Origin of the sequence: Agarivorans sp. QJM3NY_29 (genome assembly GCF_050870835.2) — a bacterium.
GTDB lineage: Bacteria > Pseudomonadota > Gammaproteobacteria > Enterobacterales > Celerinatantimonadaceae > Agarivorans.
This window is the reverse complement of the sequence record NZ_CP194036.2, coordinates 1254533-1267637: the sequence shown is the minus strand read 5'-3', so window position 1 is coordinate 1267637 and position 13105 is coordinate 1254533. Positions and strand designations below refer to the sequence as shown.

Genomic DNA, 13105 nt, shown 5'->3' with positions numbered 1-13105 from the left:
CTCATAATAGCGCGACATTATGATTTGAGATACGTTTCAGGGACCTTTTATGAACCTTAAGCATCAATCGCTTTCAATATTTGCTCTTTTGCTATTGGTCATGGGGCAACTTTTACCACAGATCGATTTTTCTATTGTGAACGTCTCACTTGATGTGATGGGGCAAACCCTAGTCACGGATGAAACAGGACTAATGTTAATTGTTGCGGTGTATGCGCTTAGTTTTGCAACGCTGATTGCGACGGGCGGACGCCTAGGCGAGCGTTATGGTCGAAAGCGTCTATTTATGCTTGGTATCGTTGGGTTTTGTGTTGCTTCTGCAGTATGTGGGCTTGCGACAAATATTATTACGATGTTGGCTGGTCGTCTTTTACAGGGCGTATTTGCCGCCTTATTGATGCCGCAAATTCTTGCTACGATCCATGCAACCTTAGCGGGTGAGCGTCATAGTCGTGCGGTTGGGCTCTATACGGCAGTCGCTGGGCTTTCGGTCGCGATTGGGCAAGTGCTTGGAGGATGGCTTGTTTCCGCTGATTTATTTGGCTTAAGCTGGCGGGTTGCATTTTTTGTTAATATTCCAGTGTGCCTGCTGATTTTAGCTGTAGGTTATTTCATTATTCCTGAAACCCGTGCAGCGCATAAACCGGAAATGGATTTGGCTGGCATCACCTTATTCGCACTGTTGTTACTCTGTTTATTACTACCAGTGACGTTGGGCGAACGATGGCCAACGCTATGGTGCTTATTGCTTGGTCTATTCCCTATCGGCTGTGGCTTATGGGGCATAGAAAAACGCAAAGAAATCCGCGGTCAACAACCACTCTTCCCTCCTTCATTATTTAAAACGCCAATGGTGATGAGCGGTTTCATGGCGGAAGCAACTGTTACCTTTACCTATCCTGGGTATCTGTTTGTAACCGCGCTGTGCTTGCAAACAGAGCTTCATTTTACGCCACTTCAATCAGGTAATAGCTTTATTGCCTTGGGAATCATGTTCTTTGTCGGCTCATTACTCAGTCGACCGATAACACAGCGCATCGGTCACTATTGGAGCTTTGTCCTTGGCGTGGTTTTATCTTTTCTCGGTTTCTTACTTACGCTTGGTTTGTTCTGGTTATTTGGGAGTACGCTACAGGTGTGGCATCTTGTTAGCGCAACTGGTTTAGTCGGAATAGGGAACGCCTTGATGCTTACCTCCGCTTTTCGAATTGCCCTTTCTCATGTTGGAAAACAGCATGCTAGTGAAGCAAGTAGTGCATTAATCACCGTACAGCAAGCATGCTTTGCTCTCGGAACCGCTTTTTTTGGCGCAATTTACGCAGTCATGTTATCGCATGGTTATCTGGTCGCGATGGCAACAACAACCGGATTGCTTTGTACATGGCTATTCATCATTGGCACGCTCATATTTTTTCAAAGTCCAAAACTAAGCTCTGTGCAGTCAAATGGTTCAACTAAAATTACGGCCGATGTCGGTACTGGTTTCATGCCATCGGATACCTAATGATGAGACCGAATAGACCAAAACAGCCATTCGAACCTTCCGCTCGTTAGCCGCGGTGTCTTGATTGTTGGTAAAAAACCAGGCGCAGCCTGGTTTTTATGACTTGGCAATAAAGCTATGATTGCCATGGTATTTCACGAACTTCAAGCGAAGTGTTTGGCGTGAAACAGCAGGTGAGACTCAATAAAGCTGGCGATAAAAAAATAGCTATGGTCGTAACCAGTATGCATATTGAGGCGTAAGGGATAAGCGCTTTGCTTCGCCGCTGCCGTTAATGCTTCTGGTTTTAGTTGCTCTGCTAAAAATTGGTCTGCCTCTCCCTGATCAACCAACGCAGGAACAAACTGCTTCGCTTCACTCATGAGCAGGCTAGCGTCGTATTCTGCCCAGTGTTGCGGATCACTGCCTAAGTAAGCGGTAAAGGCTTTTTTACCCCACGGCACCGCACTAGGATTACAAATAGGGCTAAATGCCGATACCGAACTAAAACGTTGCGGATTGCGCAAAGCAATGGTTAAGGCGCCATGTCCCCCCATCGAGTGTCCAGCAATTGCCCGCTTGCTACTGACCGGAAAACAGGACTCAATTAATGCAGGCAGTTCACTCACAATGTAGTCGTACATGTGGTAATGCTGCTTCCATGGGGCTTGGCTGGCATTTAGGTAAAACCCCGCGCCCTGGCCTAGGTCGTAAGCTTCATCATCGGCCACCTCGTCACCACGAGGGCTGGTATCGGGCGCAACAATGGCAATGCCTAACTCGGCAGCCATACGCTGTGCACCAGCTTTCTGCATAAAGTTTTCGTCGTTACAAGTTAGCCCTGACAGCCAGTACAAGACCGGTACTGGCTGCTTAGCGCTAGCCTGTGGCGGCAAAAAAATCGCAAACTGCGCGAGCCCATTTAAACTGCTCGCGCGGTGGCTGTAGCGTTTGTGCCAGCCCCCAAAGCTTTTATTGGCACTGATAAGTTCAATGTCGTGCATTTAGCTTATCCTTATTGGTCAAAGTGAATAAAATAACAGTGCCAATACGCTTGGTTTAATGCATTAGCACACTGTTTTGCATGTGGTTTATTCATTATTTATCGAAATGAATAACACTACGAATACTCTTCCCTTGGTGCATCAAGTCAAAAGCTTCGTTAACTTTATCTAAGGCCATAGTGTGGGTAATAAAATCATCTAGCTTAAACTCTCCAGCCATATAACGTTCTACATACTCAGGTAACTCGGAGCGACCTTTTACGCCACCAAATGCCGAGCCTCTCCATACACGCCCAGTGACCAACTGGAATGGTCGAGTTGATATTTCTTGGCCGGCACCGGCAACACCAATAATCACCGACTCGCCCCAACCTTTATGGCAACATTCTAAAGCGCTACGCATCAGGTGAACGTTACCCACACATTCAAACGAGAAGTCGACACCACCATCGGTCATCTCGACAATCACTTCTTGAATTGGCTTGTCGAAATTTTTTGGATTAACACAATCGGTCGCACCAAGCTTTTGGGCTAATTCAAATTTCGATTCGTTAATGTCGATAGCAATAATGCGGCCAGCTTTGGCCATCTGAGCGCCAATAATGGCGGATAAACCAATGCCACCCAAACCAAATACTGCCACCGTATCGCCCGCTTGAACGTTGGCGGTGTTGGCAACCGCACCCATCCCAGTGGTCACGCCGCAACCTAACAAACAGACTTCTTCGAGAGGTGCCTCTTGGTTGATTTTGGCGAGTGAGATTTCCGGTAATACCGTATATTCACTAAACGTCGAGCACCCCATGTAATGAAAAATCGGCTGACCGTTGATAGAGAAGCGAGTGGTTCCGTCGGGCATTAGCCCCTTGCCTTGAGTTTCGCGGATCTTTTGACAAAGGTTGGTTTTACCCGATTTACAAAACTTACATTCGCCACACTCTGGTGTATAAAGCGGGATCACGTGATCGCCCACCTTAACGCTGCTTACCCCTTCACCAATCGATTCGACAATGCCGCCGCCTTCATGGCCCAGAATCGCCGGAAATATCCCTTCCGGATCATCGCCCGATAAGGTAAATGCATCCGTGTGGCATACACCTGAGGCAATAATTTTTACCCGCACTTCACCCGCTTTAGGGGGGGCTACATCAACAATTTCCATTTTTAATGGTTGGCCAGCAGCCCATGCTACGGCAGCTTTTGATTGAATGGTTTTGGCAGTCATCGCGCTTCCTCACTATGTATTCGTTGTCGCCTAAAAGGCGTATTCATCACAATATTATATTTGTTTCTTAATTGGTGATAATCTAGCAATTCATTAATTCACTTTTACTGTGTAGTAACAATATCGGCTAAATCATTGCTTGATGATGGCTGATAATGTTTAAGCAATCAGTATCTGCAACGAGGTTGGCCGCTATGTTCCAGTGGGACGGTATTAACGAGTTTGTTTCGGTCGTTGAAACCGAAAGTTTCACTGCTGCCGCACAACGTTTAGGTATTTCTACCGCTCAGGTGAGTCGTCAAATTTCTCAGCTGGAAATACGTTTAGCCACTAAGTTGTTTTATCGCACCACTCGGCGAGTATCGGCTACCGACAGTGGCCTGTTGTTTTATCAACAGTGTAGGCCATTGATCGAGGGTTTGCTTGACGCCGAGCGCAGCTTAAACAACTTACAGAATACGCCTCGAGGTAAGTTACGTATGACCGCACCGGTGACCTTTGGTGAACAACATATTGCACCAGCGGTGAATGATTTTTGCCTGCAATACCCGGAGTTGGAGGTATCACTCCAACTCAGTAACCAAAAAATTGACTTAGTCGATCAAGCCATAGATTTGGCGATTAGACTGGGCGAACTGCCCGACTCGAGTATGATGGCGAAGCGCCTCGCCCAGCGCAGCTTGCATGTTTGTGCTTCCCCAGCCTACTTGGCGCAACATGGCTCACCGCATGTGGTGAGTGAGTTGGCTCAGCATAACTGTTTACAAGGAACTATCGAGTACTGGCGGTTTGTCGAACGGGGGAAAGCGATGGCGCTTAAAATAAGCGGACGGCTGCAGTGTAACAATGGTTATGCCTTGCTGGATGCCGCACTAAAAGGTTTGGGCATTGTGCAATTGCCCGACAGTTACGTTAAAAAGCATTTACAAAGTGGAGCTCTGATTGAGCTATTAATACCTTATCAAAAAGGCCCCGAAGGCATTTGGGCCTTATACCCACAAAACCGACACCTATCCAATAAAGTGAGTTTAATGTTATCTCACCTACAACAACGCTTGGCTGAGATTTAATCTGGCTTTGCGAGACCAGTATGAATCGTCGGGGAGCTGTTGACTCATTGCTGGTCGCTACCATGGCGAATCATGATGGCTAAGCCTTGGTTCAACAAGCTTAGCCGTGACTCTGGCCATCTTACGGCGTAGCAAAACCTGTATCGCCACAAATCTCGATGTCACACCACAAATCTGCAAGGCCTTACAGGGCCTTAATTTTCTGCCAAATTTGCGAGTGAATTTCGATGCCACCCTGCTGTTGGTGTTTATCAATATAGGCTTGAATCTCTGAACCACCGATCTTAAGCCGCCCGACCTCGGCAGGCTCAGCACTCATTACATAATCGCGGATCCGCTGCATCTCTTGAGCAAAACGATGACTTTCCATGGTTTTACTCAGATCGATGGCGATCAAGAATTGCGATACCCCATACTCTTCAGTTTGATCTTCCGTTAAGGCTGGTACCGATAAGCCGCCACTAATCGCGGTGATCATCATATCTAATACGATAGACATCGACGAGCCCTTCCAGAACCCCATCGGCAACACCCGTTTATTGTTCATCAATACTTGCGGATCTTTGGTCAAATTGCCCTCGTCATCGAAGCCGCCATCCACCGGCAAAGGCTTATCGGCGAGATGATGATTTTGAATTTGACCATAAGAAAACTGGCTCATCGCACAATCGAGTAAAACCGGCGGATCGCCTGCAATCGCCATGATCAATGGATTATTTCCGATGCGACAGTCTTTCCCTCCCCAAGGCGGCATAATCGCCACGGTGTTGGTCGCGGCAATCGCAGCAAAGCCCTGACGAGCCATCTTCAAAGGGTAAGCGCCACCACGCATCCAATGATTTGAATTGCGCATACCCACCATGCCAATCCCAAACTGCTTGGCCAGTACCATGGCACGATCAGCACAAATATGACCATTCAATACACCAGGACCGAGATGACAATCCCACTGCTCCAGTGCGCCCATGCTGGCAACACATTCCGGCTCTGCATTTAGCTTGATTTGACCTTTATCCACTTGCGAGATAAACACCGGGAAGCGATTAATGCCATGCGAGTAGACCCCCTCATTGGCCATATCCACAAAGCCGGTCGCCAATTGCTCAGCCCGGTCGGGATTCATATCTCGCGCTAATAAAACGCGTAAATATTCACTGTATAGTTGTTCAATTGTTACTAGGGCCACCGCTTATTTCCTCTTCGCGAATACCATGTTAGAACACTCAATCATCCCAAACTTGTCTCGAAAAAACTGGGAAGAACAAGACATAAATTTGACTAGGTGTTGATTTTACTAAAAAATCCCTTAGTACTTCGAGCACAATGTTGTTCAGCCAGCACTATCGCTCCTCGCCAAGTCTTAAACCACGGCCTGCCTTTAATAGTCATCCCAATAAGGACACTCTCCATAATACTCGCTGATGAAATCAACAAAACTGCGAACCTTACTACTTAAAAACTTACGATGGGCATAAACCACATAAAGTCCCAGTGGATCGGGGGCATAGTCGGGTAATATTTCCTGCAACTCCCCCTGGCTGATAGCTTTACCAGCGATAAATGAGGGCTGAATAGCAATTCCTCCGCCGTGGATCGCCGCATTTACCAATAAATCGCCATTATTGGAGATCAAGGTCGAGTTTAACTTGTTGTAACCCAGTACCTGTTCAAACTTAGCAAATAAACTTGCGCTATCGGCATAGCTATAACTCAGATAACGATGATCCATTAATTGTTGGGAATTTTTGGGGATACCATATTGCTGCAGGTACTTGGGGGCGGCACATACCACGATTCGAATATCGGTGATTTTTTTAGCGATCAATGAAGAACTCTGCAATTTACCAATCCGTAATGCGATATCGTAGCCATCTTCAACAATATCGATTTTTTTATCGCTGAGTTGCAAGTCGATATCCACCTGCGGGTAGCGCTGCTGATAATCAACGACTAACTTCGGTAAGTGATGCATGCCAAAGGACATAGGTGCGGTAATTCGAAGTTTTCCTGAAGGCTGTCCTTGCTCATGGGCAAGCGCATTGTCCATCTCCTCAAGGTCAATTAATAACTGAGTGCAACGTTCAAAATAAAAACGTCCGGCCTCGGTCAAACTCAATTTACGCGTAGTTCGGTTCAGTAATCGCGACTGTAGATTGTCTTCCAAATGGGAGACATATTTACTCACCAACTGAGGAGACAAACTTAAGTGTTCAGCCGCTTTCGCAAATGAGCCCTGCTTGACCACACTTACAAAGGCTCTCATGGTTTGTAGCTTATCCATATTAACAACCATACATTGATAATAACTCAACAAATATAGCATTTATCAATGAAATGCCAAGCATTATAGTTAGCACAACTTAGTTAATTAAATTCCCAGTGAAGGACATACCATGAATACTCAACTCTTAAACAAACTTGTTGCTAGCAAAGCCAGCTTTGCTCCTCTAATTCTGCGTCTACCTTTAGGTTTGATACTGGTTGCCCACGGCTCGCAAAAACTGTTTAGCTGGTTTGGTGGTTATGGCCTTGAAGGCACCGGCCAATGGATGGAAAGCGTAGGGTTTGCACCCGGCTACCTCATGGCTTTAATGGCTGGCAGCGCCGAGTTTTTTGGCGGTATTGCTTTACTACTTGGCTTACTAACCCGCCCTGCTGCCCTGGTACTTGCATTTACTATGCTGATGGCGATGACAGTACATATTGGTAATGGCCTGTTTTTAGCCGCAAATGGTTATGAGTATGCATTAACCCTGTTAGCGGTCACTTTGTTTTTAGCTGTTCAAGGCGCTGGGCGCTTTGCTTTAGACAATAAAATCCATGCGCTGCTTAGTGCTAATAAATAACCCTAAACTTAACCCATATTGAGGACTTGATTATGTTAGTCGAAGGCGTTTGGACAGAAAACTGGCAACCAGTACAGGCAAAAGATGAGCAAGGGCGCTTTGTACGCCAAACCTCTAGCTTTAGGCATTGGATCACCAAAGATGGCGCCGCTGGCCCCACAGGTGATGCCGGCTTTAAAGCAGAGAAAGGTCGTTACCATCTATATGTTGCGTATATCTGTCCTTGGGCTTCTAGAACCTTGATGCTTCGGGAACTCAAACAACTTCAAGACTATATTTCGATTAGCATCGTCAATCCGGTGATGACCGATCAAGGCTGGCAATTTGATGGTTATGCCGATGCGACTGCCGACCATTTAAATGGCTATCAATTTGCTCACCAGCTGTACACTCACGCCGATCCTAAATTCACCGGCAGAGCGACGGTTCCGGTACTGTGGGATAAACACAATAATGTGATTGTAAACAATGAATCCGCAGACATCATTCGCATGTTAAACAGTGCCTTTGATCACCTCACCGGCTCAAAATTGGATTTATATCCTGCAGAGCTGGCCGAGCAGATTGATACACTGAACGAACAGATTTATCACCTGCTCAATAATGGCGTGTATAAAGCGGGCTTCGCCAGCTCGCAGTTTGCGTACGAAGAAGCTTACCAAGGCGTGTTTAACACTTTAGATAAACTAGAAGCCAAATTAGCAGATGGTCGTTCATTTTTATTCGGTGAACAACTCACTGAAACCGACATCAGAAGCTTTGTAACCTTGATCCGTTTTGATGCTGCCTATTATGGTTTATTCAAATGTAATCGAAATCTGATTGCCCAAATGCCCTATTTATCCAAATATGTGCAGCGAATTTTGGCGCTTGAGGGCATTGGAAATACAGTTAATATTGAACATATTAAACAAGGCTATTATTCACTAAAAGCACTCAACCCAGCAGGTATCGTGCCTAAGGGTCCGGAGAATATTGCATGAATCAGGTCAGCAAACAGCCAGCTCTGTTTATTTCCCATGGCTCACCGATGATGGGCATTGAGAATAGCGCAACTAGCGCTTTTCTCAAAAACTTGGGTCGGCAATTACACAAACCGGATGCTATTGTGGTTTTTTCTGCTCACTTTGATGCTACTGCAGATATCATCATTAACAGTGCAACAAAACCAAAAACCATTCACGATTTCTATGGTTTTCCCGAGCAACTTTATCAACTGCAATATCCGGCGCCGGGTGCGCCAGACTTGGCAAAACAAGTCGCAGAGCGCTTACAAAGTCAGGGTTATCAGCCAATACTGGACGAACAGCACGGCTGGGATCATGGCGTATGGATCCCGCTGCGTTTAATCTACCCGCAAGCGGATATTCCAGTGCTACAAATCTCTATCAACAGTCGCTTAAGTAGTCAGCATAACTACCAGCTAGGTCAAGCCTTAAGCTACTTATCTGAGCAAAATATTTTACTGCTTGGCTCTGGAGGGATTAGCCACAACCTGCGAGAAGTGTTTGCTAGTGTTCCTGATCCACAGCGGGTTGAAAAAGTGACGGCGTTTACTCAATGGGTAAAAGAGAAACTGTTAGCGAAAGATATCCCAGCTTTGTTGGATTATCAAAATCAGGCACCTTTTAGTCGCTTTAATCATCCAAGCGTTGAACACTTTGTCCCGCTGCTCTCGATTTTGGGGGCTTGGAACGAAGGCGATAAAGTTCACCAGATCCATCAAGACGTCGAACTTGAAATTTTGGCCTTGGATGCTTACGCCTTTAGCTAAGCATCTAACTTTAAAATAATACCAATCACAATAAATAAGTGCTCTTGTATTCGCGCAGCGAAGATCTTGATTTGCAGCTCATAACTTTCACCCGCAAACATAGAGCCAAACTTAATCGAGTTGGAATAACATCCTACTTAAACTGATTTGCCTTCTGCTATCGCTTCCTCCCTGTAGCGATAGCAACTTTTTAACTTTGTTTGGTAACTGATCAGCATCACCAATATTCAAGCCAATCGCCCCTCACAAACAGCGCTCAATCTGTCACCGAGCACTAAAACATGTAAATTCTAGTTAACACCTTCATCAATAATGCTTGATTAGGCAATGGCAAGCTTACTCGATACTGTTAAACTGGCTAGAAGCGTTTTAATGTTGAAGCTTTACTCTTACTCAATTTAAACAATCCTGAGAACGAGCCCTTCGCTTAGCCTTCTCAATAAGGAATAAATAATCATAAATTTAATTGAACTCTAGAGCAGTATTGATCCCACATTAACCGCTGATTCATGCCGATGGTGACATAACATTTGATCTGCTTTGTTTAAGAATCACTGAACAACGGCAACAGCATGAATAGGTCAACACCCTTAAATACTCACTGAAAAAGGATAATCAGATGATTCGTCGTTTATTGAGCTTCGCTTTGTTGATATCGACTCATTGTATGGCTCAGAGCCAAAGCAGCGATGCTTACGCCCCCGAACTTGCCAGCGGTTCGAGCCAAAAAACCGCGTTTATCGCCCATAAATTTATGGTCTCAGCCGCCAATCCGCTAGCCGCTGAGGCTGGCTATGAGATACTAAAAGCGGGTGGAAGTGCCGTAGATGCGATGATTGCAGTACAAACCGTTCTGGGTTTAGTCGAACCCCAATCTTCTGGTATTGGTGGCGGAGCATTTGTACTGTATTACGATGCTACAAAGCAACAAATCACCAGTTTTGATGCTCGTGAAAAGGCTCCAGCCAAGGCTTCGCCTTCCTTATTTTTAGATGACAATGGCAAGCCATTAAAATTTTATGATGCCGTTGTGGGGGGGCGATCCGTTGGGGTGCCGGGGGTGGTAGCCCTATTTGAAACCCTGCATCAACGCTATGGAAAAACCGAGTGGCCTCAATTATTTTCACCCGCCATCGGCTTAGCACAACAGGGATTTAGAGTTAGTCCTCGCTTAGCCACACTGATTGCCGGTGATACTCACCGACTAGACCGCTATCCTGGTGCTCGAAACTACTTTTATGATGCCCAAGGTAAACCCTTAGCGGTCGGCCACCTACTCAAAAATCCAGCCTATGCCTCGACCTTAAATTTAATCGCCAAACAAGGGGCGAAAGGCTTCTATCAAGGCGTAACCGCAAAAGCAATGGTCGCAGCGGTACAACAGGCAGCAGCTAATCCGGGGCTGCTCAGTGAAAGCGACTTAGCCGCTTATCAAGTCAAACAACGCCCCGCTTTATGCAGCCCTTACCTACAATATTCGGTCTGTGGCATGGGGCCACCAAGTTCTGGCGCAAGCACCGTCGGTCAAATCCTTGGAATTTCCGCGCACTACCCACTTGATAAATGGGGCCCCGATAATATTCAAAGCTGGCGGATCCTCGGCGATGCTTCAAGACTCGCCTTTGCCGACAGAGCGAAATACCTTGCCGATAGTGACTTTGTAAGCGTACCAAGCACCGCCCTACTCGCCCCCCAATACTTGGCGAAACGCGCCCAATTATTAAAAGGTGATAAGGCCCTTAGCAGCGTGTCTGCTGGAGATGTGGCAGATTTATCCGCCCAAGCATCAAACTTCAGTATCGAACTTCCCTCCACCAGCCATATCAGTATCGTCGATAGTGAAGGTAATGTATTATCGATGACCACTAGCATCGAAAATGCCTTTGGCTCACGGCTGTTCGTTAATGGCTTCCTATTAAACAACCAACTCACTGACTTTTCTTTTATTGCCGAAAAAGATGGCCAAGCAGTGGCCAATCGAGTTGAAGCCAATAAACGCCCACGTTCATCGATGTCTCCAACTATCGTACTGCAAAACAACCAGCCGATCGTGGCTATCGGCTCGCCCGGCGGCAGCAGTATTATTGGTTACGTGGCTCAAACCTTAGTGAGTCATTTAAACTGGGGCATGAGCTTACAGCAAGCCATTGAGCAACCGCACATCAACAACCGTTTCGGCGTATATGAATTGGAAGCCAATAGCGCTGCGGTGGATAAACAAGCGGCATTAGAAGCGTTAGGTTACCAAACCAAAATAAAAGCCATGACCTCGGGTCTACAAGGGATCAGGATTTACCCAGATAGGCTGGTTGGCGCAGCCGATCCTCGCCGTGAAGGTATCGCAAAAGGGGACTAAAAATACATAAACAAAAACAGCGCTGTAAAGCGCTGTTTTAAATATCGCATCATGCCTAGCACGCGCTTTAAATAATCCGATGTTCATCTAACATCGCTTGGCGCGCTTTTTGTTTCTGTTCGACTAAAGCCATCTTGGCTTTTCGTTTATCGCAAGGCTCAGGACAATCACAAACCTTTTCAATTCCAAGCGATGCGATACCACCGCAACTCCCGCTAATGGTTTTCTTCTGAAAAATATAGCCCACAGCCATCGCGGTAATCACCACAACAAAAAACACAAATGTCACAAGAAAATAAGCCATTTCGACAGTACTCCTTCGTTTATTGTTGGATGATAAAGGGAATAAAAGCTGAACTAAGGTGTTCAACAAACTCATCCCCTTGCTTATCGATAATATAAATCGCCAATTGATGCTTTTCGGCAAAAGCTAAGGCTTGATCCACCCCCATAACCGTAAGCGCCGTCGCGTAGCCGTCTGCCATCATACTGGTAGCAGCGATCACTGTGACCGATACAATATGATTGGCAATCGGCTGACCCGTTTTAGGATTAATGGTATGCGAGTAACGAATACCATCTTGCTCAAAGTAATTACGATAATCACCCGAGGTTGCAACACCGTTATCTCCGGGCGCTATAATTTTTTGTACTGCGCGTTGCTCTACCACTGGTTTTTCTACCGCGATCCGCCAGCTCAGAGCCTTGTCATTATGACCCTTTAAGCGTAGCTCACCACCAATATCCACCATGAAATTATGAAAGCCTTCACTCTCGATCAATTCAGCAACACGGTCAACACCATGGCCTTTAGCAATAGCGGAAAGGTCGACGTATAAACTCGCTAAATCTTTACTCAGTAATTGGCCATTTAAAGTAAGGTGATGATAACCAATACGCTCTCTGGCTTGTTTCAGCGCTTGCTCATCGGGACGTTTGTTGGGACGACCTTCTGGACCAAAGCCCCATAAATTAACCAAAGGACCCACCGTGACATCGAAAGCGCCAGCTGACTCTTCAGAGATCTGTAATGACGCTGCCATCACTTTAGCTAAATTTGCCGAAATGTGTTTCGGTTCTCCACTTTGAAATTGATTAAACAAAGACAATTCAGAGTTCGGTAAATAGGTTGACATTTCTAGATTAACTTGACGTAGCAACTTATCAATTTTTTGCTGTAACGCTGCGCCTTTCGGTAACTGATCTCGAGGTTCAACCACTTTAATTTGATAGTAAGTTCCCATAGTGCGCCCCTCAATTTGTAAGGTATACAAATTGTTTTGCTCACTACAGCCACTAACGAAAAAAGCTAGCCCAATAAGGGCTAGCCAAAACTTAATCATTCTC

General features: G+C 45.9%; 12 protein-coding genes. 6 read left to right on the top strand and 6 right to left on the bottom strand.

From position 1 onward, the window contains the following. Nucleotides 1-49: 49 nt before the first annotated feature. Nucleotides 50-1504 carry an MFS transporter gene (locus ACRRS0_RS05800; protein ID WP_432454143.1) on the top strand — a complete coding sequence of 485 codons (1455 nt, stop codon included), beginning with the start codon at nucleotides 50-52 and terminating at the stop codon, nucleotides 1502-1504. Between the two features lie 143 nt (nucleotides 1505-1647). Here the strand turns inward: ACRRS0_RS05800 and fghA are convergent, their stop codons facing one another. Further along, complete coding sequence (gene fghA / locus ACRRS0_RS05795) at nucleotides 1648-2487, bottom strand: S-formylglutathione hydrolase (RefSeq protein WP_432454144.1); 840 nt, start codon at nucleotides 2485-2487, stop codon at nucleotides 1648-1650. 94 nt (nucleotides 2488-2581) lie between these two features. Beyond that, entirely contained in the window at nucleotides 2582-3712 is a 1131-nt protein-coding gene (locus ACRRS0_RS05790) for an S-(hydroxymethyl)glutathione dehydrogenase/class III alcohol dehydrogenase (RefSeq protein ID WP_432454145.1), read from the bottom strand. Nucleotides 3713-3906: 194 nt separating this feature from the next. Between ACRRS0_RS05790 and ACRRS0_RS05785 the strand changes: the two genes are divergently transcribed. Then, complete coding sequence (locus tag ACRRS0_RS05785) at nucleotides 3907-4782, top strand: LysR substrate-binding domain-containing protein (protein ID WP_432456200.1); 876 nt, start codon at nucleotides 3907-3909, stop codon at nucleotides 4780-4782. Between the two features lie 184 nt (nucleotides 4783-4966). Here ACRRS0_RS05785 and yiaK read toward each other — a convergent pair whose 3' ends face one another. Then, nucleotides 4967-5968, bottom strand: coding sequence for a 3-dehydro-L-gulonate 2-dehydrogenase (yiaK, locus tag ACRRS0_RS05780; protein WP_432454146.1), 1002 nt, complete (start codon nucleotides 5966-5968; stop codon nucleotides 4967-4969). Between the two features lie 192 nt (nucleotides 5969-6160). After that, nucleotides 6161-7063, bottom strand: coding sequence for a LysR substrate-binding domain-containing protein (locus ACRRS0_RS05775; protein ID WP_432454147.1), 903 nt, complete (start codon nucleotides 7061-7063; stop codon nucleotides 6161-6163). A 112-nt stretch (nucleotides 7064-7175) separates the two neighbouring features. Here ACRRS0_RS05775 and ACRRS0_RS05770 point away from each other — a divergent pair, with 112 nt between their 5' ends. From ACRRS0_RS05770 to ggt, 4 genes are all read left to right on the top strand, one after another. Next, nucleotides 7176-7628, top strand: coding sequence for a DoxX family protein (locus ACRRS0_RS05770; RefSeq protein WP_432454148.1), 453 nt, complete (start codon nucleotides 7176-7178; stop codon nucleotides 7626-7628). A 32-nt stretch (nucleotides 7629-7660) separates the two neighbouring features. Then, a complete protein-coding gene (locus ACRRS0_RS05765) occupies nucleotides 7661-8611 on the top strand; it encodes a glutathione S-transferase family protein (RefSeq protein WP_432454149.1) in 951 nt (316 codons plus the stop codon). Then, nucleotides 8608-9402, top strand: coding sequence for a DODA-type extradiol aromatic ring-opening family dioxygenase (locus ACRRS0_RS05760; RefSeq protein ID WP_432454150.1), 795 nt, complete (start codon nucleotides 8608-8610; stop codon nucleotides 9400-9402). The genes ACRRS0_RS05765 and ACRRS0_RS05760 overlap by 4 nt, the downstream gene beginning before the upstream one ends. 619 nt (nucleotides 9403-10021) lie before the next feature. After that, a complete protein-coding gene (gene ggt, locus ACRRS0_RS05755; protein ID WP_432454151.1) occupies nucleotides 10022-11758 on the top strand; it encodes a gamma-glutamyltransferase in 1737 nt (578 codons plus the stop codon). Between the two features lie 67 nt (nucleotides 11759-11825). On the opposite strand, the gene nqrM is transcribed toward ggt, so the two are convergent. Together nqrM and ACRRS0_RS05745 are read right to left on the bottom strand one after the other, a co-directional pair. Continuing rightward, nucleotides 11826-12062, bottom strand: coding sequence for a (Na+)-NQR maturation NqrM (gene nqrM, locus ACRRS0_RS05750; RefSeq protein WP_432454152.1), 237 nt, complete (start codon nucleotides 12060-12062; stop codon nucleotides 11826-11828). Between the two features lie 19 nt (nucleotides 12063-12081). Further along, complete coding sequence (locus ACRRS0_RS05745) at nucleotides 12082-13101, bottom strand: FAD:protein FMN transferase (protein ID WP_432454153.1); 1020 nt, start codon at nucleotides 13099-13101, stop codon at nucleotides 12082-12084. Nucleotides 13102-13105 lie beyond the last annotated feature (4 nt).

What these genes read in the sequence shown, in the direction of transcription:
- ACRRS0_RS05790 (WP_432454145.1), bottom strand. Translation starts at nt 3,712, where the DNA reads ATGACTGCCAAAACCATTCAATCAAAAGCTGCCGTAGCATGGGCTGCT.
- ACRRS0_RS05765 (WP_432454149.1), top strand. Translation starts at nt 7,661, where the DNA reads ATGTTAGTCGAAGGCGTTTGGACAGAAAACTGGCAACCAGTACAGGCA.
- ggt (WP_432454151.1), top strand. Translation starts at nt 10,022, where the DNA reads ATGATTCGTCGTTTATTGAGCTTCGCTTTGTTGATATCGACTCATTGT.
- ACRRS0_RS05775 (WP_432454147.1), bottom strand. Translation starts at nt 7,063, where the DNA reads ATGGATAAGCTACAAACCATGAGAGCCTTTGTAAGTGTGGTCAAGCAG.
- ACRRS0_RS05745 (WP_432454153.1), bottom strand. Translation starts at nt 13,101, where the DNA reads ATGATTAAGTTTTGGCTAGCCCTTATTGGGCTAGCTTTTTTCGTTAGT.
- ACRRS0_RS05760 (WP_432454150.1), top strand. Translation starts at nt 8,608, where the DNA reads ATGAATCAGGTCAGCAAACAGCCAGCTCTGTTTATTTCCCATGGCTCA.
- ACRRS0_RS05800 (WP_432454143.1), top strand. Translation starts at nt 50, where the DNA reads ATGAACCTTAAGCATCAATCGCTTTCAATATTTGCTCTTTTGCTATTG.
- ACRRS0_RS05770 (WP_432454148.1), top strand. Translation starts at nt 7,176, where the DNA reads ATGAATACTCAACTCTTAAACAAACTTGTTGCTAGCAAAGCCAGCTTT.
- nqrM (WP_432454152.1), bottom strand. Translation starts at nt 12,062, where the DNA reads ATGGCTTATTTTCTTGTGACATTTGTGTTTTTTGTTGTGGTGATTACC.
- ACRRS0_RS05785 (WP_432456200.1), top strand. Translation starts at nt 3,907, where the DNA reads ATGTTCCAGTGGGACGGTATTAACGAGTTTGTTTCGGTCGTTGAAACC.
- fghA (WP_432454144.1), bottom strand. Translation starts at nt 2,487, where the DNA reads ATGCACGACATTGAACTTATCAGTGCCAATAAAAGCTTTGGGGGCTGG.